Source organism: Streptomyces hygroscopicus (assembly GCF_026168105.1).
Taxonomy (GTDB): Bacteria; Actinomycetota; Actinomycetes; order Streptomycetales; family Streptomycetaceae; genus Streptomyces; species Streptomyces hygroscopicus_D.
On sequence record NZ_LBMW01000001.1, the window covers coordinates 272881 to 297352 of the forward strand.

The following is a 24472-nucleotide window of genomic DNA, read 5'->3' on the forward strand; positions in this document are numbered from 1 at the left end:
GCCCGGCCGCTCCCGCTTCGGCCTGCGGGGAACTTACGGGCGGCAAGGCGTTGCCCGCGACAATGGTGAACAGGGCCGTGCCGACGCACGGCCGAGTTGCTCGGCACCACTCAACGGCACATCACTCGACGACCGTTCGCCGTGATGACCGCGACCGTCGTCCGGCCTGTTCCGACGGAGCAGATGCACGGCAATGAGGCGTCAAGGCCTGTACCGCCATCATGTGCTCGGCAGGCGTCCAGAGCCACGCACTCATCGAGACGGATACGGTTCGAAGATCCGCGTGGTCACCGTCCGGAAAGATATGTCAGTGACCGAGGGGTTGTGACGGGATGTCAGTCACCAAGAATTTGTGACGGATCCAGTACGACCGGAAGCCTCTCCAGCCCGCGGAAGGCGGGGAAGGGAACCTTGAGCCACTCTGCCTCGTGTGCGGCAACGGCCAGATCGATGTGCGGGAATTTCTCGAAGAGCGTGGTCAGCGCGATCCGCATCTCCATCCTTGCCAGCGGTGCACCGAGGCAGTAGTGCGGACCACTGCCGAAGCCGAGGTGGGAGCTCTGCAGCCCGGACCGCCTCACGTCGAAGGTGTCAGGTGCGGTGAACTTCTCCGGGTCCCGGTTGGCGGAGGCCACGGCGACTTGGACGAGAGCGCCCTTGGGGATCGTGGTGTCCCTGATGGTGACGTCCTCGAGGGCGTGCCGAAACGTCGCGTTCTCCACGGAGCCCTCGAAGCGAATGATCTCCTCGATGGCGTTCGGCAGCAGTTCCTGGTCCGCCAGGACTTCCCGCAACTGGTCGCGGTGGGTGAGCAGGTTGAACACGGCGTTGCCGATGAGGTAAGCGGTTGTTTTGTGCCCGGCGAAGAGCAGCACCCAAAGAGTCGACAGGAGCTCGCCGTCCGTCATGGCGCCTTGCTCGTCCTGCGTCCGGATCAGAGCACCGAGAAGGTCGTCGGACGCGCTACGGCGTTTCCGATCGATGAGTTCGGCGAAGTAGTCCCGCAAAGCCCCCTCGGCCAGGGCCAGTTTGTCCTTGTCTTCTTTGCTGAACCCCGTGCGCGCCACAACGGAGCACAACTTCTGTACTTCTTGGCGCTCATGCTCGGGAATGCCGATGAGCTCGCAGATCACGATGAGCGGCAGCGGGAAGGCGAATGTCGACAGCAGGTCGATGGGCGCATGCGTGCCGCAACTGTCCAACAGCTGGTTGGTGATCTGCTGAATTCGGGGTCGCAAGGACTCGATGCGGCGGGGGCTGAAGGCGCTGTTGACGATGCGACGCAGCCGTGTGTGCTTGGGTGGATCCGAGAAGAGCATGTTGTCGTCGAGCGCGATGGACGAGTCACCGAAAATGGTGTGGTAGGCGTCGATGGCCGCGTACATGTCCTTGCTGATGCGCGGATCCGTCAGGGCGGCCTTCGCGTCGTCGTACCGCGTGATCAGATAGGTCTCCACGCCATGAGGGGGCGACAGGGGACACACCGGGGCCGACTCACGCAGGCGTGCATACACCGGATAGGGATTGGCGCGATAGGCGGCGGAGCCGCGCGATGCCGCCGAAACCGCCTGCTCCGTTGATTCCACGCTGTCCCGTTCGTCGAGCTGAGTCATTCCTTCGGCCTTTCTGAATGTTCCCGCCACGGCCGCGGGACAGCGGATGCATGAGGTTGGACCAGTTCCTTCCCCGGTCGGATCCCGGCGGCAAACGCGATTCGCCCAATCGAACGTGCAGGGTGAGCCGAACGCCGCGTGGCACCTGCGTACCGCCGCCCGAGCGCTCCGGCACGACGGGTCGGCGCAACCGCCCGGCGGCCACCGGCCGGGTCCTCCGCTGGTCGGGTGATTGTGGGGTATCCCCCGTCAACGCGTGGCAAAAGGAAGAGGACCAAGTCATGGAAACCCTCGGCCGCTGCGTTACGGCGCTGCAGACCGCAGAGGAGAACACGCGATGAATGACCGCGGCGACGACTACGTGCCCGTCCTGATCGTTGGGGGGTCGCTCGTAGGATTGTCCGCATCCGTTTTCCTCGGGCGCCTCGGCATCCAGCACTGCGTCGTCGAGCGCCATGCGGCCACGTCGGCACATCCGCGCGGCCGTGGCAACAACATGCGGACGATGGAACTGTTCCGGACGGCACGCCTCGAGCCCGAGATCCGGAAAGCCGCGGCCACGCTGTCTCGGAACCACGGAATTCTCCAGGTGGGCACCCTGCGCGGGGAAAACCGGCGATGGCTGTCGCCCCGGATCACCGGAAGGCCGCCCGAGGCCGATCTGTGCTCGACGGTCCGATGCGCCTGCAGCCAGAACGACCTCGAACCCGTATTGCTCCAAGGCGCCCGGGATCTCGGCGGCGACGTGCGCTTCAGCACGGAACTGCTGTCCTTCACCCAGGACGGCAACGGCGTGCGCGCCGTCCTACGGGCCAGGGGTTCCGGCGAGACCTACACGATGCATGCGAACTACCTCCTCGCCGCTGACGGCCCCCGCAGCCCCGTGCGCGAGCGGCTCGGCATCAAGCACTCGGGAACAGGGGATCTGTTCCACAACGTCAGCGTCACTTTCCGCAGCAAGCGGCTTCGCGAGGTGGCGGGCGAGCAACGCTTCGTCGTCTGCTACGTCACCGACCCCTCCGGCGAGGGAGTGTTGCTGCCGGTGGACAACGAAGAGCAGTGGGTCTTTCACGTGCCGTGGTTTCCCGAACGTGGACAGACACTTGAGCACTTCACCGACGACCGGTGCATCGAGCACATCCGGGCAGCGGCCGGAGTGCGTGATCTGGACGTCGAGATCACCGGCAGAGCGCCTTGGCACGCGGCGGACCGCGTGGCGAACAAATATCGGGACGGCCGGGTGTTCCTCATCGGTGACTCCGCGCACGAAATGCCGCCGACCGGGGCGTTCGGCTCCAACACCGGTATCCAGGACGCACACAATCTCGCCTGGAAGATCGCCGCGGTACTGCGTGGCTGGGCAGGCTCCGGACTGCTCGAGAGTTACGAGGCCGAACGCCGGCCGGTGGCACAGGCCACCAGCGCACGAGCGACGCTGCAGGCGGCTCGTGAACAGCACCCCGGCTACACCGTCAGGTCGGCATCGAACGACCCCACCGATCTGATGACCACTGCGCTGGGCTATCGATACGTTTCCGGAGCGGTGATCGGCGCGCCTCCGGATGCACCCATCATCCCGGACCAGTTGCGACTGCGCGGCGAACCCGGCACTCGCGCACCGCACATGTGGGTCACCCGCTATGGGGCGACCGTTTCCACCGTCGACCTGTATGAACGCTCCTTCGTCCTGCTCTGCGGAGGTCAGCGCTGGCGCTCCGCCGCCGACACCGTGGCGCAGAAGCTCAACATGCCGCTCGATTCCTACGCCATCGGCAGCGGCGCGGGATACGACCTGGACACCGGCGACGGTCCGGACTGGTCGTCCGTGCACGGCACGACGCCGGAAGGTGCTGTCCTCGTACGGCCGGACGGCTTTGTGGCCTGGCGGGCCGACGGGGAGCCGGAAGACATGGAAAGGGCACTGACCGACGTTCTCCGCACGGTTCTCGGGCGCTGAAGAGACACCGGTTCGACGGATCAGCTCCTGGCGCGCCCAAAGGAATGAGGCCCATCCATGACGACACTGCAGACGGCGGCCGCGGGCGCAGCCCCAGGGCCCGATACGGACAAGGGCGCGTCCGCGGAAGGCGATGCCCGCCGGGCACGCGTGGACGTACATCACCACTACACCGCGCCCGAATGGCTCGACTGGGCCGAGAAGAAGGACATCGTCCATCGCAAGAAGCTGCCGCCATGGACTCGGTGGGACGTCGACAGTGCGCTCGCGCTGATGGACGGGGCGGGGATCCGAACCAGCGTGCTCACCGTGGCCATGCTGGGGCGCCTCCAGGAACCGAAGTTGCGCAAGGAGAGTGCTCGGGTCGCTCTGCAGGCCGCCAGTGACCTCATGGGGAGCCACCCCGACCGCTTCGCGTTCTACACCCCGGTCTTCCTCGACAGCCCTGAACTGTCAAGCTGGTCGCTCGGCCATGGAATGGACGAGCTCGGGGCAGTCGGCGTCAGCACGCGCACCAGTGCGGAAGGGCTCTATCTCGGACACCCCTCCCAGGACCGAATGCTGGCGGAACTCAACGAACGCTCGGCCGTGGTCAGCACGCATCCCATGGAGGTTCCCGGCGGGGATGCCGGACTGGAGGGAGTTCCTCCTTTCCTGTGCGATTTCCTGATGGACACCACACGCGCGGCCATCAGCCTCATCATCAATGGGACCCTGGACCGCTACCCGAACATCACCTTCATCCTGCCGCACGGCGGGGGCTTCCTTCCTTACATCTCAAGCCGCGTCGAGCTCTTCAGCCAGCATCTGACGCCGAAGGTGGAAGCAGCCCGGGTCCGCGACTACCTTCATCGCTTCTATTACGACACGGCCGGCCCCATGTCCCCTTCCTCGACGCCGAGTTTGCTGGCCGCTGTCGGCTCTTCCCGGATCCTCTACGGCACCGACTGGCCGCCTACCCCGTCTCATCTGGTCACCGGTGTCACCGCGCCTTCGCTCGACAACGATCCCGCCCTCGACGAGGATCAGCGCCGTTGCATCAACCGCGACAACGCCCACCACCTGCTGCCGTCACTCGCCCCGGGCCGCCCACGGCAGAACTGAGGTGGTGCCCGGTGTGCTCCTCGCGTCGGCGGTGGACGGCTTCGTCGCGTACGTGCCAGGCGTCGGTGTCGTTCGGGTGAATCCGGCCGGGTTGGTCGGCCTGGTGGCGGGGGCGGGGTTTTGACTGGCCTGGTACGGCCACGAACCCAAGGAGGACCGCCATGCTCGGCAGGACTTTGCTCGCCGCTGCGCTCGTCGCCACCGCGCTCACTGCTCCGGCAGCGCTCCCGGACGCCGACGCGGCGGCGCTGAGCAGAGTGACCCTGACCAACGGTGACGACGGGAGGACGATCAGCGTCCATACCGGCGACGAGATCACCGTCCGTCTCAAGGGCATCGTCGGTGACGGCGAAATGTGGCGGTGGAGTGTGCCCAAGAGCTCGGCCCCCGCGGTGTTGCGCCAGATCGCGGGTGGCACCTCGCCGAACGGGGACAGCCAGGCCGTCTTCCGCGTCTCCGGTGTCGGGACGAGTGACATCACCGCTCAAAAGGCATGTCAAGTCACACGTCCGGGACACATGTGCCCTCACATCGTGACCCGTTGGAAGGTGACCGTCGGGACCCACTGACGGCTCACGGCTTCATCCGCGGCCGTGGCATCCGCCCGGGACGCAAGTCACCGGGGTGCAGGAAGATGCGTGGGCGTGCCGCCCGCGCCGCCGGTGCGATCGGCCAGCCTTGCTGCCCGTGTGTGAGGAGTGTCGCGCGGGGTAAGCGCACGGTCCGGATTCCTCTACGGAAAGGTGCCCGAGATACCCGCATTGTCCGTGCCGCTCGGATGACACACACGATGGGCTGTGCAAGGAGGAAGGATCATGAAGAAGCTGATGTCGCGTATCGCGACCACTGGCATTTCCACCGTGATCGCCGCAGGCGCTCTCTTCGCCGCCGGCGGCTCCGCGATGGCGGCCACCCCTCAGACGGCCGGACAAACCCCCGCCCGGACCACCGTGGTCCACACCAGCGACCACTTCTACCGGCACCTCAACCCCCACCGGCGGATCGATCCCTGGGTCGCGGGCCAGTTGGCGATGTTCGAGCCCGCGGTTGCAAAGCGGCAGGCCATATTCGATCCCTGGGTCAAGGACCAGCTGGCGCTGTTCGAACCTGCGGCCGGGTAGGCACCGCAGAGGCTTGGATCTGGCGGAGTTGTCCCTGTCGCGCGGCGGGTGGGCGTCTTGCTGCTCGGCCATCGTGACTCCGCCGGTTTCCAGCCCCATGCAGTCAGCATTCCGGGAGACAGCCCGGCGCAGGTCGGGCAGCGATGCTGCCGCTGCCCGTCCACGATCCCTGTGCACCGTCCCAGTTGGCCGACTTAAACCGGAAGCGGTTTCCCCGTGCGTCGACGATGTACCGGCCACGAGTCGACAAGGGCGGTTGCCAGGTGGCGGCCGCCGCCGTTCCCGGTTGCCACCGCGCGAGAGGGCGGCGGAACTCCGCGCGGAACAGCGCACGGCCTGCCCGTGTGCACCACGCGATTCCTGCGCCCGCGGCCGCCTACGCTGGCGGTGTGGTGAGGCGCCCATGAACTCCGTGACCGGCCGGCCCGAAGATCTCGTGCGGGCCCTCAGAGCCGCCGGAATCAGGGACGAGCGGCTGCTCGAGGCCGTGCGGACGACACCCCGAACGGAATTCGTCCCGGCCGGTCAGAGGGCCGCCGCCTACCGAGACGTACCCGTACCGATCGGGCAGGGGCAGGTCACCACGCAGCCGTCTCTGTCCGCCATGATGATCGAGAGCCTTGAGCTGACAGGGAGCGAGCACATCCTTGAGATCGGTACCGGTCTCGGCTTCCAGACCGCGCTCCTCGCCCGGCTGGCCGACGACGTGGTCAGCATCGAGATGCGGCCGGACATCGCCCTGCAGGCGCGCGACAATCTCACCCGGCAGGGCGTGCGGAACGCGGAGCTGCGGGTCGGCGACGGCAGCGGCGGTGTGCCGGACCGCGCTCCCTACGACGCGGTCGTCGTGTCGGCCGCGTTCCCACAGGTGCCCGCGCCTCTCGTCGCGCAGGTACGACTGTCCGGCCGCCTCGTCCAGCCGATCGGGCCGGGCGGTCACGAGCAGGTGGTCTGTTTCGAGCGCACCGCATCGGGGCTGGAGCAATTGCGGGTGCTGACCGCGGCCTGCTTCGTCCGGCTGCGGGGACGGTACGGCTTCCCGCAGAACGACACGGAACTCGGCTGAAAGACGGCACGGACTCCCGTGTCTCCCGGGCGGCCCGCCTTGAGGCCTTCCAGCCCCGAGGCTGGTCAGGCCCCTGACATCCGCCGGGGCCTGCCAACGCCCGCCGACCGACCCCGGCGGGCGGTCATTGGATCGGCTTCACCGTCTCGGAGCGAACCTGGAGCGTGAGCCGCGCGTAGAACGAGAGCTGCACGTCCGAAGGATCCTGAGTGGCCGTCTTCTCGGTCATCGGGGCGACCATGGCTCCCGTGTTGTCGTCGGTCCAGGCGCACACGGGGTAGGTCATGGTCCTGCCCAGCTTCTTCTGGGTGAGCACTTCGCAGCTGACCGTGGGCAAGCCGTCCTGTGTGAAGGTCTTCGGGCCCCCGGCCAAGGTCACGCCGTCGGCCTCGGCGGCCCCCTTCAGCATGTTGTCGCGGGCCTCGTTCGTGTTCTGGAACCGACCGTACATGCCGGAGATCACCAATACGCCCTTGGTCTGATCACCACCCAGGGTGTACTGGCCGACCACGGCGTCGGTGACCTTGGCGTCCCAGGCGCCGTCCGCCTCGTCCTTGATGCGCCGCCCTTGGGAGTCGGAGAGGTCCTGGGCAAGCTCGTAGCGACCGTCGAGCAGCGTCTTGGGAAGCGTCAGTTCGAACTTGGCCGCCGGGAAGCCGCTCTCGGCCAACAGCCCGATCAGCGCGAGCACGACCACGATCGACACGATCACACCGCCCACGATGCCGAGGACGAGCCCGACCCGCCGCTTTTTCCAAGGCGGGACCACCGGCGGGGCGCCCCAGCCGTAGGGCTGCTGTGCATAAGGGGCGTACGGCCCCTGGGGCCCGGGCGGCTGTTGGCCGTAGGGGCCTGGCGACTGAGGCGGCTGCCGGGCGTACGGGCCTTGCGGAGGAGTCGCTTGCTGGCCGTACGGCGGCGGAGGGGGCTGCCGGCCGTACGGCCCCGGCGGCGGAGGCGGCTGCTGGCCATAGGGGTTCTGAGGCATGGAAGGCATGGACACGCCAGCACATTACTGCACGTGAGTGAGGTGCTCGGGGCGGCGGTACGGCGGCTCCGGCCTTCTGCCACCCGCACGGCATTCCCCCGCGGATGCCGCTTATTTCCGGATCCGGTTGTCCGGTGCATGTTGTCCGACCCGGAGGCCACCGACACCGGACAACGAACACGGCCTACACAGAAGGTCAGCCGGCTCACAGCCGGAAGCCGAAGCCGTACCGGAACGGGGGCCCTGTGGACGTCAGAGTGCTCGGCGCGCTGGAGATAGAGATCGACGGCGGGCCGCTGCGGCTCACCCGCCGCCGCGAACGATGCCTGCTCGGGGTGCTGCTCCTGGAAGCCAACACCGTCGTGCCGACCCGGCGGCTGGTCGACCTGCTGTGGGACGGCGCGCCGCCTCCGTCGGCCCGGGCCGGCGTGCAGGTGCACATCTCGCGGTTGCGCGCCCTCCTGGCCGCCCGGGACGACGGCACTGCGGGGGTGGGGCTGGAGCGGCAGGCGGACGGCTACGTGGCCCGAACCGACCCGGCCCGGGTGGATGCCCACCGCTTCCAGGCACTGGTCGCCCGCGCCAACTCCATCGCCCAGCAGCCCCGGGTGCAGGCTCGGCTGCTGCGGCAGGCGTTGGGGATGTGGCGCGGCCCACTGCTCGCCAATGAGGCCTCGGACTTGCTGCGCTCCCGCATCAGCGTCCCCTGGCGGGAGATGCGGCTGTCCGCCATCGAGTCCGTCGTCGAGGCGGAACTGTCCTGCGGACGGGCGCGGGAAGTGATCGGGGAACTGGCCACGCTCACGGAGCAGCACTTCCACCGGGAACGTTTCCACGAACTGCTGATGCTGGCCCTGTACCGGTGCGGACGGCAGGCTGAAGCCCTGGAGGTGTACCGCACCACGCGTGCGCGCCTGCGCGCGGACCTCGGCATCGAACCCGGGCCCGGCCTGCGCAGTCTGCACCAACAGATCCTCACCGGGGACCCCGCCCTCGGTTCACCGGGCGGCGGCCCCCACCCGCGCGTGGCCTCACCCGGCCACCGCCACACCCTCTCCTCCCGCAGGAGCACCTCGTCGAGAGCCGCCCGACGAACGTGGCGGAGCTGAGGCCACGCCCCGGTGCAGACACGGGAGGGTCCCCGTCAGTTCTCGGCCTCCGGTCCATATCGCCGCAGCAGGCGCCGGACATTGGCCGCCTGGACGTCCCGAGCCCTGCCCGCGCGGTCGATCTCCGCGGTGTGCCGGGCAATGGCCGTGTCCTGGTACTGCGACTCGACAGCGAACCAGATTCCCGTGAGGTTGGTCGACTTCTTGCAGGCGACGTCGGTCACCGCCTTCCGCACCTCGGCCGCATTCGGCCCGGGGCTGCGTACCGCGGTCATGTCCACCCCGGCGTTCAGCGGGTCCGAGTCCTGGTATCCGTGGCCCTTCATACACGCCGCCCAGCTACGGATGGCTGTCTTGACTCTCTCGTCGGCCAGAGAGGAGCGGAAGCTTTCGCCCTTCACCCGGGCCACGATGCCGCTGTCACCGTGGCCCGGTTGTGTGTCCACCGGGGTGTCCCCGTCAATGGCGCGCGCCGACTCCCCGGCGCATCCACCGTCGGGAACGTTCCATACGCGACCACTCCCGCCGTCGGCCCTGCGGCCGAGCAGGACCTCGCGTGCCCGCTGGGACAGGTTCAGGGCGGGCGGCGCCGATGCCCCGGAATCAGACGGCAGATGGTAACCCCATGTCCGGGCCGCGGCGGCGTCAGTGATGCCATACCGGCGGTACAGCACGGCGAGACGCTGCACGGGGTCACTGCCCGCGGACGGCAGCACGCCGACCGGATAGTCGAAGCCGAACCGTCGCATGCACGCACGGATACCGGCCGCGTAGACATGCCCGTAGGCGGCCGTCTGAGGCGCGGACAGCATGTACTTCTCGATCGGCAGATGAAGTCCGGTGACGTCACCGGCCACCGGTGTGGGCACCGGTTCGGCGGCCGGCGCCCGCGTCGTGCCTTGACCGCATCCTCCAACCAAGGCCATGCACACGGCCGTCAGCGCGACCGCAACCGAACTCCGACAGTGTGGACGCATAAGGCGTTTGTCCCCCTTCGCGAGAGGGGGCCCGCCACCGGCGAGCCCCGTCCCACCCGGCCGCAGACGGATCAGTGACCGAACTTCCCGTAGATCCCGGTGTGGGGGCAGGCCGCGTCGAGGACCGCAATCGACCGGTCGTTGTCGTACGTGGCGGAGAGATTCGCCCCCGTCCACGGGCGCAGCCAGTCGCTGTTCCCCGTGAACCCGCGGGAGTACCAGACGCCGACGTTGCAGTCCGAGGCATCCTCGGCGGACTCGGAGTTGTTGCCCACGATCTGCCCACTGCCCGCACCGTCATTGGTGGGATACCGGTAGTTGTTCAGGTCGTAGACGTAGGCATCCGCGTGGGGATACCCGAAGCCGGCACCCGTGTGGTTCTCCCCGTAGTACAGGCAGAACCAGTTCACCGAGTTGCAGCGAAACGACGACGGCGCGGCCGGTGCCGCCTCCGCCGAAGACGCGAAACCGGCCAGGGCCAACGCGGCCACCCCGACCCCCAACCGCGTAGCCAACTTCTTTGCGATCACGTCGTGTTCCCTCCCGTAGTCCGTGCACTCCATGAGCCGGAACCAGCGCTCCGGCCCCACGACGTCGAGGTTGCCTGCATGCCCCTGCCAAAGCCTTACCACCGGCTTGCCACGACGGGTGTGGCGGGACAGCCGGACAGGGCAGGGATCCACGCGCGCCGAATCCGGCAGACGAGGGCGGAGTGACGATCCTGTCGTCACTCCGCCGCGCAGATCGAAAGACCGCAGGCACCGTCGCGAATTGTCGGACATCGCCCACGGTCTGGTTCAACTCACCAGCGCCAGCCAGGCATGGGGGCCGACGATGCCGTCGGGGGTGAGGTGGTTGCGGGTCTGGAAGGCAACGACAGCGTTACGGGTACCGATGCCGAAGTGTCCGTCGACCGGCAGCCGAGCGCCATGGGCGTTGAGTTCGGCCTGCACCGCCTCGACGGCCGGGCCCCGGTCGCCTTCCCCGACGGTTGTGATGAGTGCTTGCCAGGTCTTGGAGCCGACAATGCCGTCGGCGGTGAGGTGGTTCTGGGTCTGGAAGGCGACAACAGCATCGCGGGTACCGATGCCGAAGTGTCCGTCGACCGGCAGCCGAGCGCCGTGGGCATTGAGCAGGTACTGAACGGTCGCCACCTGCCGACCGCCATACCCCTGCTGGATGACCGGCCATGCGGTGGCCGGTGGCGGTGGGGGCGGCGTATAGGTGCCCTTGGCCGCGAAGTTCTGCAGATCCCGTGCCGTGCCGTTGAACAGGTCCTGGTCGCCGGGAAAGGTTCCGGAGTCGGAGGTCTGCCAGATCGCGTACGTGGACCAGCCGTTCGGCAGTGGATGCGGGGTGCCGGTGTAGCTGCCGATCCAGAGCAGGTTGGTGGCGGCGAAGGCGGAGGAGTTGCCGGTGCACTGCGACCACCATGACTCGTTGGTGTTGATCACCGGGTGACGGCCGGTGCGCGCTCGATACTCCTCGTCGAACGACGCGATCCATTGCACCGTCGCGCCGGGACCGACCCCGTAGCAGGTGGGCAGGCCCGGGGTGGGCTCGACGTCCAGGACGCCGGGCAGGGTCTTGCCGTCGGGCCGCCAGGCGCCTCCGTGGTCCAGGAAGTAGTCGGCTTGGGCGCGACCGGAGGACTTGTCCGGTCTGGCGAAATGATAGGCACCGCGTTTCAGACCGACTCCAGCCGCTCCGTCGTACTGCTGTGAGAAACGGGAACTGATGTAGGAGGTGCCTTCGGTCGCTTTGATGTAGGCGAAGGAGGCCCCGTTGGCGGCGACCGAGGGCCAGTCGACGCTTTCCTGATAGGCGCTGACGTCGAGCCCGCGCACAGGAGCGGCGCCGGTCTGCCGCGTCGTCGGTGCGCCGACCCGGTCGACGCTGCCCCCGCGGCGGGCGAGGCCATCGGTCCGCGCGCGTACGACATCGGAGGTCGTCGTCGCGGACGCAAAGGCCGGTGCGGCGAGCAGAGCGCCGACGGCTGTCACGGCGGTGACGGCGGTCACGGCGCCCAGGGCGGAGGCACGCATACGGCGTTTCGCACCTCGCGACCTCTTCAACCGCCGTGGGGGATTTTTCGGATTCTGATCCATACGTGAATTTCCTTTCGATTCCTTGTCGGCTTCAGCGGTGCCTTTTCGCCATTCCGCCGCCGCAGTCGCGCAGCAGCCGTGAAAGGGCTCCCTCGCGTCTGCATCCGGAGCGCGGCCGACGGCACCCCCGTCGCCGTCGGCCGCTGACCTCGGTTCTACGGCAACGGTGTTGTCCGGTTTCGGCTTGTGGACGCCGGACAACAGAATCCGGACAATGAATCGCCAGATGCTGCGAGCACTCACGGGGAGGGATTCAAGTGCCGCGCAGGGAAAAACCTTTGGAAGACAGCACCAGTCCGTTGGTGCGCTTTGCTGCCGACCTGCGGGCCTTACGTGAGAAGGCGGGAAGCCCGCCCTATCGGCAACTGGCCCAGGAGGCCCACTACTCGTCCACGACGCTCGCGGACGCCGCGGGGGGCCGCAAACTGCCCACCCTCGCCGTGGCCCTGGCCTATGTTCGAGCGTGCGGCGGCGATCCGGGCGAGTGGCAGACGCGCTGGCACACGGTCGCCGCCGAACTGGCCGCCGAACTGGCCGTCACGCAAAGAGGCGAACCGGGCCTCGACACGGAGGACGACAAGGACTGCCCCTACGTCGGGCTCACCGCGTTCCAGCCTCAGGACGCCGCCCGGTTCTTCGGCCGGGACAGGCTCACCAACGACCTGACGGCCCGGGTCCGCTCCCAGCGTTTCGTCGCGGTCTTCGGCGCCTCGGGATCGGGCAAGTCCTCACTGCTGCGGGCCGGGCTGCTGCCAAGGGTTCACAACGGCGAAGAGCGGGGCACCGCCGGGTGGCCCACCCTGTTGTTCACGCCCGGCTCCCACCCGTTGGAGGAGTGCGCCGCGCAGTTGGCCGCGCTGACGGGGGGATCGGCCACCGCGCTGCACGACGAACTGGACAGTGAGCCCCGGGCGCTCCACCTCACCGCTCTGCAGGCGCTGGCCGACCGGGGCGCCGACAGTGAACTGCTGGTGATCGTCGACCAGTTCGAGGAGGTCTTCACCCTCTGCGCGAGTGCCCGGGAGCGCGGCCGGTTCATCGATGCCCTGGTCACAGCGTGCCAGGCCGCCAACAGCCGGACCCGCGTCGTGCTCGGAGTGCGCGCCGACTTCTACGCCCGCTGTGCGGAGCACCCCAAGCTCGTCGAGGTCCTGCGCGACGCACCCTTCCTCGTTGGTGCCATGACCACCGACGAACTGCGCCAGGCCATCAACAAGCCCGCAGTCCATGCCGGTTGCACGGTGGAAGGAGCACTGCTCGCCCGTGTCGTCGCCGACGCCACCGGCCAGGCCAACGCACTCCCCCTGGTCTCCCACGCCCTGCGCGAGACCTGGCGCCGCCGCCGCGGCAACACCCTGACCCTGGGCGGCTACGAGGCGGCGGGCGGCATTCAGCATGCCCTCGCCCACAGTGCGGAAGCCGTCCACACCCAGCTGAGCCCGCCGCAGCGTCAGCTGCTGCGCTGGATCTTCCTACGGCTGGTCGCCCTCGGCGAAGGCACGGACGACACCAAGCGCCGCGTCCCCCGCACCGACCTCTTGACCGCCGATCCCGAGACCGGCGCGGTGCTGGACGCGCTGGCCGAGGCCCGCCTCGTCACGCTGGACACCGACACCGTGGAGATCACCCATGAGGCGCTGCTCCAGGCGTGGCCCCGATTACGCGGCTGGCTCAACGAAGACCGCGCCGGACTGCTCGTCCACCAGCAGCTTTCTTCCGCTGCCGCCACATGGGAACGCGAGGGGCACGACCCCGGCCTGCTCTACCGGGGCGGCCGACTGGCCGCAGCCCGCGAATGGGCCGAACGACACCGCGGCGACGCCGTGTTGAGCGGCCGCGTCAGCGCGTTCCTGACGGCGTCGAGCCGGCATGAGCGACGAGCGGTCACCGTCCGTCGTGCCGCTGTCGCCGTCCTCGCCGTGCTGGCGGTACTCGCCTCGGCAACCGCCGTGATCGCCTTCCAGCAGCGCGCCACCGCACAGGCGGAGCGCAACCGTGCCGTGTCCCAGCAGATCATGGCCGAAGCGGACCAGGTCCGGGGCAGCGACCCCTCACTCGCCGCCCAACTGGACCTCGGGGCCTACCGGCTGGAGCCTGCACCGCAGGCGTCCACCTCTTTGCTCAACGCCCGCAATCTGCCCCTGTCACACCCACTGAGCGGTCACACCAAGGCGGTCTACGCCGTGGCCTTCAGTCCCGACGGCCGCACCCTGGCCACCGGCGCCGGCGACAAGACGATCCGGCTGTGGGACATGCGCGATCCAACTCACCCGAAACCGATGGGCAAACCGCTGGTCGGCCACACCGACTGGGTCTACTGGCTCCAGTTCAGCCCGGACGGCCACACTCTCGCCAGCGCGGCCCGCGACCGCACCGTCCGGCTGTGGGACGTGCGGGACCCCGCGCACCCCAAGCCCTGGGGCAAACCGCTGACCGGCCACTCCAGCTATGTCTTCTCCGTGTCCTTCAGCCCCGACGGCCGTACCCTGGCCACCGCGAGCCACGACCGGACGGTGCGGCTGTGGGACGTGGCCGATCCCGCTCACCCCGCGCCCCTCGCCCATCCACTCATCGGCCACACCGACTCCGTCGCCTCCGCGGCCTACAGCCCCGACGGCCGCACGGTGGCCAGCGCCGGACACGACCACACCATCCGCCTGTGGAACGTCACCGACCGGGCGCACCCGACCCTGTGGCGGCCGCCCCTGACCGGGCACACCGATGTCGTCTACGCCGTGGCCTTCAGCCCCGACAGCCGGATCCTGGCCAGCGTCGGCAACGACCGGACGGTGCGACTGTGGAACGTGGCCGACCCCGCACACAGCACTCCCCTCGGGCCTGCGCTGACCGGCCACACCAACACCCTTCTCACCGTGGCCTTCAGCCCCGACGGCCGTACCCTGGCCACCGGCGGCGCCGACAACACCATCCGGCTGTGGAACATGGCCGATCCCGCCCACCCCACCGCCCTCGGACAGCCCCTGGTCGGCCACACCGGCTTCGTCAACTGGATCGCCTTCAGTCCGGACAGCCACACCTTGGCCAGCGCCAGCGACGACACCACGGTGCGGGTGTGGAACCTCCCCCGAACCGCCCTGACCGGCCACACCGGCGCGGTCACCACGGTGGCGTACAGTCCCGACGGCCGCACCCTGGCCAGCGGCGGCGCCGATGGCACGGTCCGGCTGTGGAACGCCCGCGATGCGGCCCACGCCATGCCTCTGGGACCACCCCTCACCGTTCCCACCGGCGCCGTCAACACCATCGCGTTCAGCCCCGAGGGCCACGTCCTCGCCGCTGTCGGGGACGACCACACGCTACGACTGTGGAGCGCCGGCGACCCGGCCCACCCCAAGGAACTGGCCTCGGTGCCCACCGGGGACACCGACCCGTCGCACACCTTGGCGTTCAGCCCCACCGGGCACCTCCTCGCCACGGACGGGCCCGAGCACGCGCTGCGCCTGTGGGACGTCCACGACCCCGCGAACCCCACAGCGGTCGGCAGACCGCTGACCGGGGCGATCAGCCCCACCCACTGGGCAGGCTTCGGCCCGGACGGCCGCACCCTGGCCGGCGTCAGCGCGGACGACAAGGTACGGCTGTGGGACGTCAGCAGCCTCACGCACGCCCAGCCCGTCTCGGTGATCACCACCGGCGACACCGGAGGGATCTTCTGGGGCGCCTTCGACCCGGCCGGGCACATCCTGGCCACCGCAGGCGCCGACCACACGGTCAGGCTCTTCGATGTGCGCGATCCGGCTGCTCCCCGGGCGCTGGGTGAGCCGTTGAGCGGGCACACGGACTCGGTGTCGTGGGTGGGCTTCCGCCACGACGGCCGCGTCCTCGCCAGCTCGGGCCAGGACGCAACCATCCGCCTGTGGGACACCTCCGACCCCGCACACGCCGGACCGCTGGGAGGACCACTTACCGCCGACCACACCGGTGTCATCCGCGCGGCGGCCTTCGCTCCGAACGCAAGCACGCTGGCCAGCGCCGGCGACGACCACACCATCCAACTGACGGGCCTGAGCCTCGAGCAGGCGATCCGGCGCGTCTGCGCCACCACCGTCGACAACCTCACTCGCCGGCAGTGGGAGCAGTACGTGCCGGAACTGCCGTACGACCCGCCCTGCGCAGCCGAACACTGACCGGCAGCCGGGGACATTGCCGCCGGAGCAGGTCCGGACACGCCCGGCCTGCCCCGGCTGCAACAACAAGCCGACGCCTGGGAGGATCAGTCGGACATCCGGCTGCGGGCTTCGCCTCCAGGCGCTCACCAGGGCGTGCGGCCGCCGGGTGAGGGAGCCGGATTCCGGTGCATCTCCAGCGCCGCGGTCGACCGGTGAGCGTGATGTAGTGCAGACAGCGACCGGGACACCGTCGCCGCCCACCGGACCGCGCGGCGAACGTGATGTCCGATTACCGCCAGCAGGGGGGCACCGCCCGGCGCAGACTGGAACGGTGATGAACGACGACAGCATGTACGAGGCGTTGTGCAGCCGTGATGCCCGGTTCGACGGTGAGTTCTTCTTCGCCGTCTCGACCACAGGCATCTACTGCCGCCCCAGCTGTCCCGCCACCACGCCCAAGCGACACAATGTGCGCTTCTTCGCCACCGCCGCCGCTGCCCAGCACTCCGGTTTCAGAGCCTGCCGCCGCTGCCGACCCGACGCCGTGCCGGGCTCCGCTGAGTGGAATGTCCGTGCCGACGCGGTCGGCCGTGCCATGCGGCTGATCGGCGACGGCGTCGTCGATCGCGAGGGCGTGGCAGGACTGGCCGCACGCCTCGGCTACAGCGCCCGCCAGGTACAGCGGCAGCTGAACGCAGAGGTCGGCGCCGGCCCGATCGGCCTGGCCCGGGCCCAGCGGGCGCACACCGCCCGGATCCTGCTGCAGACCACCGGCATGCGGGCGACCGAGGTCGCGTTCGCCGCGGGTTTTGCCAGCGTGCGGCAGTTCAATGACACCATCCGGGAGATCTATGCCACCACGCCCAGCGGGTTGCGCGCGGCTGCCTCCGGGCGTCCTGCGCGCCCGGGGACGACGCCCGGTCCGGCGAACGAGGCGACCGGGGTGCCCCTCCGGCTGGCCTATCGGGGGCCGTACGCCGCCACCGAGGTCTTCGACTATCTCGCCGCACGCGCCCTCACCGGCGTCGAAGAACTCGTCGGTGCGCGAGGAACCCGCTGCTACCGGCGCACCCTGCGCCTTCCGCTCGGCACCGGTGTCGCCGAAGTCGGTGAGAAGCTCGGGAGGGGCGGCTGGCTCGAGTGCCGCCTGCATCTCAGCGATCTGCGCGACATGACGGCCGCCACCCAGCGTATGCGCCGTCTGCTGGACCTGGATGCCGATCCGTATGCCGTCGCCGAGCGTCTCGGCGCCGATGCCACGCTCGCCCCGCTGGTCGCCGCGCGCCCGGGCCTGCGCGCACCGGGCGCCGCAGACTCCCACGAGCTGGCCGCGCGAGCGGTACTCGGCCAGCAGGTCTCCGTCTCTTCCGGGCGCAGACTGGGCAACGCCCTGGTCGCCGCCTACGGTCAACCCTTCGCGGCCCCCAGCGGCGGCCTCACCCATCTCTTCCCCGACGCGGACGCCTTGGCGGAGGCGTCACTGGAGGAGCTGGGCATGCCCGAGTCACGCCGCGACACCCTGCGTACGCTCGCCGGTGCCCTCGCGTCCGGCACGATCCACCTCGATCCGGGCGCCGAGCGCGACGAGGCGGAGAAGGCTCTGCTGGATCTCCCGGGCATCGGGCCGTGGACGGCCGGCTACATCCGCATGCGGGCGCTGTGCGACCCCGACGTCCTACTCACCGGTGACGCGGCCGTCCAGGCGGGGATGCGGCACGCGGGAGCGGAGGCGGTCGACGCGGAGGCCTGGCGGCCATGGCGTACATATGCCATGCACCACTTCTGGAACGCCGCGGTCGGCCGACGCCGCGCCGCCCCCGCATGAACTCTGCAGTCCGCCGTCCGCATCGGTTCGCAAGGAGCGGAGTCGAAGGCGATGCACGACATGGAATCTCCGGGAAGGGAACAGGACCGATGACGGTCTACACGACAACGGACAGTCCGCTGGGCGAACTCCTTCTGGTGGGCGAGGAATCGTCCGCCGCGGGGGCCGGCATCGCGCTCGCCTCGCTGTCCATGCCCGGCCAGAAGAACGGCGCCGTCGTCCAGCCCGACTGGACCGCGGACGCCGATGCGTTCACGGAGGTCATCTCCCAGTTGCGGTCCTACTTCGACAGCCGGCGGACCTCCTTCGATCTGGACTGCGTCGACGGCGGCAGCGACTTCCGTCGCCGAGTGTGGCGGGCGTTGGACGCCATCCCGTACGGCACCACTGTCACCTACGGTGACATTGCCGCACGGGTCGGTGCCTCAAGGGCCGCCGTCCGCGCGGTCGGCACGGCCATCGGCGCGAATCCGCTGCTGATCGTGCGCCCCTGCCACCGAGTGATCGGCGCCGGCGGCGCGCTCACCGGCTACGCCGGGGGTCTGGAGCGCAAACAGCAGCTGCTGGCTCTCGAAAAGTTCCACCGGCCGACCTGACACGTCCTGCGCTCCGTGGGTCTTCGCGGGGCCCTCCGACATCCTCACCACCGGTGCAAGGAAACCTCACCATGATCGAGACCATCCGCCCGGCGGGCCACGTCGCTTCCCGCGTCGCCGAAGCGGACTGGGACGCGGTGGCCCACGAGCTCAACGAGCACGGCCACGCGCTCACCGGCAGTCTGCTCACTCCCGAGGAGTGTCACGAGATCGCCGCTCTCTACGATGACGCCGACCGCTTCCGTACGACCGTCGACATGGCACGACACCGCTTCGGCTCGGGTCAGTACCGCTACTTCACACACGAACTCCCCGTCGTCGTACAGGAATGCCGAGAAGCCTTCTACCCGCGGCTGCTGCCGATCGCCCGCGACTGGGCCGACAAGCTGCGCATGCCCGCTCCCTGGCCCGACACGCTCGAGGATTGGCTGACGCTGTGTCATGACGCCGGGCAGGCCAAGTCTGCGCAGATTCTGCTGCGTTACGGTCCCGGCGACTGGAACGCCCTGCACCGCGATGTCTTCGGCGACATGATTTTCCCGCTCCAGGTCGTCGTCGGACTCGGCCAGCCCGGAGTCGACTTCACCGGCGGTGAGTTCCTGATGACCGAGCAACGGCCCCGCGCCCAGTCCCGGGGATCGTCCATGACCATCCCGCAGGGCCAGGGACTGGTCTTCACCACGCGCGACCGCCCCGTGGCCACCAAGCGCGGCTGGTCGAACGGGCCGATGCGGCACGGCGTGAGCACGGTCCGCTCCGGCCGACGGCACACGCTGGGCCTCGTCTTCCACGACGCGGTATGAGCCACCCGCACCTCGACGCGAGCGGGCACCGGCGCACGTACACTCTGATCGGCCGGGACCGGCTGCCCTTTCGCAGCAGCACCCCGGGCGCCCTCGGCGGGCACTGGCGCCTGCGTCTGTACGGACGCCTGGACTGCCCGTCGGCACGGCGCGCCATCGCTCGCGGCCACTACGTCAGGTACCGGGTCTTCTTCCGGGACGAGGCCACCGCGATCGCAGCCGGATACCGCCCTTGCGCGGCGTGCCTGCCCGCTGAGTACGCCCGTTGGAAGGCGGACCGAGAAGGCACCCCACGATGATGTTTCCGACGGACCGCGCGATCTCCCACTCCCCCTGATCGGCGCCGGGGAACTGGCCGCCCACCGGGGTGACGGCGTGAGCGCACTGACCTCGACGGTCCCGCAGTGACTCCGAGGGCGACCGTGGCGTGCCGGGGAGGACCTCGGTGGCGACCACCGCGTGCGGGTGATGCAAGCGACGCTGCTCGAAGGTCCCGTTTCCGTATGTCCCCGTAAGCTTCGTCGAGGTTCTGAACAGGGGGAGGCATCAGTGGGGCGGGACAGGGTGCTCGGCGGCCGGTACGAGCTGGTCGAGAAACTCGGGCAGGGAGGCATGGGAACGGTCCATCGTGGAGTTGACCGGAGGCTGCGCCGCACCGTGGCGGTGAAGCTGCTCTCCTCGACGTTGGCCCACGATCCCCAGTCACGGGCCCGCTTCCGGCGCGAGGCACACGCGGCCGCCGCGCTGAACCACCCAGCCGTCGCGACCATCCACGACGTCGGCGAGGAACCGGACCCGGACGGCCCGCGCCCCTACCTGGTCATGGAGTACGTGCAGGGCACCACCCTCGCCGAAACCCTGAACGGCGGCCCCCTGCCGGTGGCCGAGGCGATCAAGGCGGCATGCGCGGTGCTGGAGGCACTGGGGCACAGCCACGAGCGCGGCATCGTGCACCGGGACGTCAAGCCCTCGAACATCATGCTCACCGGGCCGGACACCGTGAAGGTCCTCGACTTCGGCATCGCCAAGGCGTTCACCGAGGCCGCCACCCGCATCACCGGAAGTGGTGCGGCGATAGGCACCCCCGCCTACCTCTCGCCCGAGCAGATCAGCGGAGCGGAGGTCGACCACCGGGCCGATCTGTACGCGGTGGGATGTCTGCTGTACGAACTGCTGGCCGGGCAGCCGCCGTTCCGTGGCGAATCGCCCTTCGCCGTCATGCATCAGCACCTGTTCACCGAACCCGTGCCGGTCTCCCGGCTCCGACCGCAGGTACCGCCGGCTGTCGAGGCGGTGGTCGAGCGCGCCCTGCGCAAGGACCCCGCGGAGCGGTTCGCCGATGCGGGGCAGATGGGCGCGGCCCTCGCGGGCGCCCTGGCACAGGCCTCCATGGCGACGGTCCGGGCCACCACGTCCTTCCCGCCGGAAAAGCGATCCGGCGGCTCAACCCCGCTCCGGGACAGGTTCCGATTCTCATGGCGCCCTTCGCCGGAGAGCGCTGTGGCCCTGCTCGGATGCCTGCTGTCGTTCCTGTGCGCACGCGGGCAACTCGTGGACACCGCTCACTTCGGCTGGGTCGCCATCATGGCCGGCGTGTTCGGACTGATGACACTGCCCTGGTCGGCACGCCTGTCGTGCGCGGTGGCCTGGGGACCGGTGGCCGAGGCCGTGGCGGTCAACTCCGAACTGCGGCGCGCCTACGCAGGGTGGGACAGCTCGTACGTCGGCATCGCCGCCTTGCTGGCGCTGGCCGCCGTCGGCTGCCTCGTCGGCGCGGCACGCAGCCGGGGGCGCGGCGCCGGCTCACTGGTCGCCTTCTGGTTCAGTGCCACCGCATCGATCTGGTACGTCCTCGACGACCTGCACAAGCTCTTCGTCTTCTACCTGCTGCTGTCGCTGATGGCCATTGCCACCCTGTCGTGGGAGACCGCCGCACTCGTGCGGCGCCGGGCCGGGGCGGGGCGGGCGGCGCCGGAAGGGCCGCCCGCCAAGGCCGCATCGCCGCAAGAGCGGTGAGCGGGCCGTCGGGTGTTGAGGTGTCCCGAAGCGGCAGGGGCGTGACGGCGGGGCAGATCAGCAGGAGCCGGCCGTCGGGTTGCGGCGCTGCCAGGAGGTGGTCGGCCCAGAACAAAGAGGGCTGCAGGATGATGCCGTGGCCGTGAAGGGTGAGGTCGAGGTCGCGGGGAAAGCGTGCTTCAAGGGTCATGCCGCGCCAGCGGACGAACGGCGCCAGCCCGGTCAGGGCAGCGGCAGTCCCTGCTGGGCGATGATGCGGGAGCGCCAGGCCGCCTCGGCATGGAAGCCGGCCCGGATACGGGGCCACGCCTCGGTGATGACGTCGGCGTGGGCGGTGCGGACGGCCCCTTCGAGGGTCTGCCAGGCGTGCCGGTCCCGCTCGGCGAGCCGACGCACCCAGGGAGTGAGCGGGCGGTCGATGACGCACATCCGGCGCAGCTCCGCGCCCGCCCGGGCTCGGGGCGTGGACAGGGTCTGGTCCATGCCTTCTTCGAGACCGTGACTGGGTGGGTCCAGGAACAGCGGCCCGGCGCCCAATGGGGAGACCAGCTGCAATAGGGCCGCGCTCGCCGCGGAAGGGTGCGGGCCACGCGCTGCCGCCACGGAGTGAACACCGGGTGTGCATCGCGGCGCTGCAGCATTTCGAAGGCCAGGCAGAGTTCGGCCAGCGGGGCCGGCTGGTCGGCGACCGTCACCTTGAGCAGATCCTCTGACGTGCAGTGGACACGCAACACGTCAACCCCCGCCGATGCACGAACAATTCAGCTTTCACTCAAAGCATCGCGCCCCTCCACCGGAGCGGCGAGTCTGTTACACGCCAGACAACTGGCCCTCACACCGGCCATCGCAATCGCATCGGCCGGCGCGACCAAGCCGGACGGGGCGGAGTTGGCGGCGATGGCCGAACCCCAGTCGTGGCCGACGATCACCGCGCACTGCTCCCCCAAGGGCTCAATGCCGATCATGCTGCGCCGTAGGATGCCGCACCTCCACCCGAAGCCGACATTCACCGGGCCCGGTGCGAGGCGCCGCGTCGTACCGGCGGACGATACTCCCGCGGAATTTTTTGTGACCGACCGGCCTGCGCGGGGTCTCCACTTACGTAAACAGCATGGACGGGCTTTGTCGGAAGGAGCGCGAGATGACATACACCCAAGGGGACGCGCAGCTGGTGGCGGCGGCGCGCGAGGGAGTGCAGGAGGCACTGGACGAGCTGGTGAGCCAGTACCTTCCGCTCGTCTACAACATCGTCGGGCGTGCTCTGCTGGGACGCGCCGATGTGGACGACGTGGTGCAGGAGACGATGCTGCGCGTGGTACGGGGCCTGTCCGGGCTCCGGGACGAGCAGGCGTTCCGGTCCTGGCTCGTCGCGGTGACCATGAACCAGATTCGGACCTACCGCCAATCGCGCTCGACACCCTTGCACGACCTGGACGAGCTCGCGGCCGTGGCGGACCCCGGTGCGGACTTCGCGGACCTGACGCTGACCGAGCTCGGCCTGTCCGGACAACGACGGGAGACCGTGGAAGCAACCCGGTGGCTGGATGAGGACGACCGGGAGCTGCTCTCGCTGTGGTGGCTGGTCACGACCGGACACCTCACCCGTGCAGAGCTGGTGGACGCGGCAGGCCTGGACTCCCATCATGTGACGGTCCGGGTGAGCCGGATGAAGGCACAGCTGGAGACCGCGCGCATGGTGGTACGTGCGTTGGCCGCGGACCCCCGTTGCCCCGAACTGGCCCAGACCATCCACATGTGGGACGGCCGACCGAGCACGCTGTGGCGCAAGCGCCTGGCGCGCCATCTGCGCGAATGCGTGCACTGCGGCAGTCTGGGCGCGGATCTGGTCCCGGCGGAACGCCTGTTGGTGAATCTTGCCCTGGTTCCGCTGCCGCTCGGCATCACGGCGCTCGTCCTGGCGCGCACAGCGGGGCAGGCGGCGGCGCCCGCGGGATACGCGATGTCAGCGCCGTCGACGCATGACCGGCCGGTACCCCGCCGACGTATCCACGCACCCAAACACCGCGCCCGGCGCTCGCTCGCAGAGTTCACCGGCAAGCCGCTGTTGACGGCTGCCGCGGTCACGGCCACCGTCACGGCGGCAGTGGGCATCGGTGTCCTCGCCTCAGGCCCCGGCAGCGGGCATTCGACGGTGGGCCAAGAGCGCCTCGACGAGACAGGCGAGACCAGCGGTACCCCGACGCCGAGCGCGACAGCGACTCCCTCGGCCGAGACAACCCCTCCGAAGCCTTCACCGAGCAAGACCCCCAGGCATACCGCTTCCCCTTCCCCCACGCACACGGCCTCCTCCAGCCCTCACACGACGGCTGCTCACCCGCTCACGGCGTCTCCGTCCGCCGCCAGCCCGGAGGCCGCGGCCGCCGCGCAGGTCCTCGCCGTCATCAATCAGGCCCGCGCGGCGCAGAACCTGGCGCCGCTCCAGCCGCTCACGGGCCTGGAGTCGAGCGCGGGAGCGCACAACCAGACCATGGCTGCAGGCTGCGGCCTGCAACACCAGTGCCCTGGCGAAGCAGCCTTCGGCGACCGGGAGCACGCAGCAGGCGTCTCCTGGGGCGCGGCCGGCGAAAACATAGGCACCGGCGGGCCCATAGCGCACACCACGGCCGCACTCACCGACATGGCCGTGGGCATCACCAAGTCCATGCTCGCCGAGCAACCACCCAATGACGGCCACCGCCGGAACATCCTCAACCCCGGCTTCCGTCACATAGGCATCCAGATACTGCACGACAAATCTGGCACATTGTGGATGACTCAGGACTTCTCCGACTGAGGGCAGTCGCCTTGGGGAGTGCGTTCCTGCGCCGCCGCATCGCTCCGCGACTCCCTCTTGGAGCGACGCGTGCGGACGGCTCGGCAGCCGTCGGCGCACGCCGATCCTGCGGCCTGGGTGTGACGGTTTCGGCAGGCCTCCGTTGGAACCGGATGGTGCCGCCGATGGTCTGCTCATGCAAAAGGGCCGGGTGCACCCGCGGTTGGTGTCCCGGCGCTGTTGTCGAACGACGGGGAACGGGAACGGACGACGATGAAGGCCGGGA

The 24472-nt window shown here is 69.4% G+C and carries 20 protein-coding genes; 13 read left to right on the forward strand and 7 right to left on the reverse strand.

The window, feature by feature from the left end:
- Positions 1–335: 335 nt before the first annotated feature.
- Positions 336–1613, reverse strand: coding sequence for a cytochrome P450 family protein (locus AAW14_RS01235; protein WP_265558847.1), 1278 nt, complete (start codon positions 1611–1613; stop codon positions 336–338).
- Between the two features lie 337 nt (positions 1614–1950).
- On the opposite strand from AAW14_RS01235, the gene AAW14_RS01240 reads away from it, so the two are divergent.
- The 5 genes from AAW14_RS01240 to AAW14_RS01265 all read left to right on the forward strand — a co-directional run bounded on the left by AAW14_RS01240 (position 1951) and on the right by AAW14_RS01265 (position 6861).
- A complete protein-coding gene (locus AAW14_RS01240; RefSeq protein WP_265558849.1) occupies positions 1951–3570 on the forward strand; it encodes an FAD-dependent oxidoreductase in 1620 nt (539 codons plus the stop codon).
- 57 nt (positions 3571–3627) lie between these two features.
- On the forward strand, positions 3628–4674 hold the full coding sequence (locus AAW14_RS01245; RefSeq protein WP_265558851.1) for an amidohydrolase family protein: 1047 nt from the start codon (positions 3628–3630) through the stop codon (positions 4672–4674).
- A 161-nt stretch (positions 4675–4835) separates the two neighbouring features.
- On the forward strand, positions 4836–5243 hold the full coding sequence (locus AAW14_RS01250; RefSeq protein ID WP_265558853.1) for a hypothetical protein: 408 nt from the start codon (positions 4836–4838) through the stop codon (positions 5241–5243).
- Positions 5244–5489: 246 nt separating this feature from the next.
- Entirely contained in the window at positions 5490–5795 is a 306-nt protein-coding gene (locus AAW14_RS01255; protein ID WP_265558855.1) for a hypothetical protein, read from the forward strand.
- 403 nt (positions 5796–6198) lie between these two features.
- Entirely contained in the window at positions 6199–6861 is a 663-nt protein-coding gene (locus AAW14_RS01265; protein ID WP_265558856.1) for a protein-L-isoaspartate(D-aspartate) O-methyltransferase, read from the forward strand.
- 124 nt (positions 6862–6985) lie between these two features.
- Here AAW14_RS01265 and AAW14_RS01270 read toward each other — a convergent pair whose 3' ends face one another.
- Complete coding sequence (locus AAW14_RS01270) at positions 6986–7573, reverse strand: hypothetical protein (protein ID WP_265558858.1); 588 nt, start codon at positions 7571–7573, stop codon at positions 6986–6988.
- A gap of 521 nt (positions 7574–8094) precedes the next feature.
- On the opposite strand from AAW14_RS01270, the gene AAW14_RS01275 reads away from it, so the two are divergent.
- Entirely contained in the window at positions 8095–8958 is an 864-nt protein-coding gene (locus AAW14_RS01275; RefSeq protein WP_265558860.1) for an AfsR/SARP family transcriptional regulator, read from the forward strand.
- Positions 8959–8993: 35 nt separating this feature from the next.
- Here the strand turns inward: AAW14_RS01275 and AAW14_RS01280 are convergent, their stop codons facing one another.
- From AAW14_RS01280 to AAW14_RS01290, 3 genes are all read right to left on the reverse strand, one after another.
- Positions 8994–9827: a hypothetical protein gene (locus AAW14_RS01280; RefSeq protein WP_265558862.1), complete on the reverse strand. Its 834-nt coding sequence runs from the start codon at positions 9825–9827 to the stop codon at positions 8994–8996.
- 179 nt (positions 9828–10006) lie between these two features.
- Complete coding sequence (locus AAW14_RS01285; RefSeq protein ID WP_265558864.1) at positions 10007–10618, reverse strand: hypothetical protein; 612 nt, start codon at positions 10616–10618, stop codon at positions 10007–10009.
- Between the two features lie 114 nt (positions 10619–10732).
- Complete coding sequence (locus AAW14_RS01290) at positions 10733–11980, reverse strand: GH25 family lysozyme (protein WP_265558866.1); 1248 nt, start codon at positions 11978–11980, stop codon at positions 10733–10735.
- A 341-nt stretch (positions 11981–12321) separates the two neighbouring features.
- Between AAW14_RS01290 and AAW14_RS01295 the strand changes: the two genes are divergently transcribed.
- The 6 genes from AAW14_RS01295 to AAW14_RS01320 all read left to right on the forward strand — a co-directional run bounded on the left by AAW14_RS01295 (position 12322) and on the right by AAW14_RS01320 (position 21413).
- Positions 12322–16191 carry a WD40 repeat domain-containing protein gene (locus AAW14_RS01295; RefSeq protein ID WP_265558868.1) on the forward strand — a complete coding sequence of 1290 codons (3870 nt, stop codon included), beginning with the start codon at positions 12322–12324 and terminating at the stop codon, positions 16189–16191.
- Positions 16192–16507: 316 nt separating this feature from the next.
- The gene (locus AAW14_RS01300) at positions 16508–17998 is read left to right on the forward strand and encodes an AlkA N-terminal domain-containing protein (RefSeq protein WP_265558869.1); all 1491 of its coding nucleotides are present in this window, start codon (positions 16508–16510) and stop codon (positions 17996–17998) included.
- A gap of 89 nt (positions 17999–18087) precedes the next feature.
- Positions 18088–18594, forward strand: a complete 507-nt coding sequence (locus AAW14_RS01305; protein ID WP_265558871.1) for a methylated-DNA--[protein]-cysteine S-methyltransferase — start codon at positions 18088–18090, stop codon at positions 18592–18594.
- A gap of 71 nt (positions 18595–18665) precedes the next feature.
- A complete protein-coding gene (locus AAW14_RS01310; RefSeq protein WP_265558874.1) occupies positions 18666–19397 on the forward strand; it encodes a 2OG-Fe(II) oxygenase in 732 nt (243 codons plus the stop codon).
- On the forward strand, positions 19394–19696 hold the full coding sequence (locus tag AAW14_RS01315) for an Ada metal-binding domain-containing protein (protein ID WP_265558877.1): 303 nt from the start codon (positions 19394–19396) through the stop codon (positions 19694–19696). Before AAW14_RS01310 ends, AAW14_RS01315 begins: the two co-directional genes overlap by 4 nt.
- A 250-nt stretch (positions 19697–19946) precedes the next feature.
- Positions 19947–21413, forward strand: coding sequence for a protein kinase domain-containing protein (locus AAW14_RS01320; RefSeq protein ID WP_265558879.1), 1467 nt, complete (start codon positions 19947–19949; stop codon positions 21411–21413).
- 222 nt (positions 21414–21635) lie between these two features.
- Here the strand turns inward: AAW14_RS01320 and AAW14_RS01325 are convergent, their stop codons facing one another.
- Together AAW14_RS01325 and AAW14_RS01330 are read right to left on the reverse strand one after the other, a co-directional pair.
- Positions 21636–21896: a hypothetical protein gene (locus AAW14_RS01325; RefSeq protein ID WP_265558880.1), complete on the reverse strand. Its 261-nt coding sequence runs from the start codon at positions 21894–21896 to the stop codon at positions 21636–21638.
- Between the two features lie 278 nt (positions 21897–22174).
- Positions 22175–22378, reverse strand: coding sequence for a hypothetical protein (locus AAW14_RS01330; RefSeq protein WP_265558882.1), 204 nt, complete (start codon positions 22376–22378; stop codon positions 22175–22177).
- A 176-nt stretch (positions 22379–22554) separates the two neighbouring features.
- Here AAW14_RS01330 and AAW14_RS01335 point away from each other — a divergent pair, with 176 nt between their 5' ends.
- Complete coding sequence (locus AAW14_RS01335; protein ID WP_265558884.1) at positions 22555–24207, forward strand: sigma-70 family RNA polymerase sigma factor; 1653 nt, start codon at positions 22555–22557, stop codon at positions 24205–24207.
- The last annotated feature ends 265 nt before the right edge of the window (positions 24208–24472 follow it).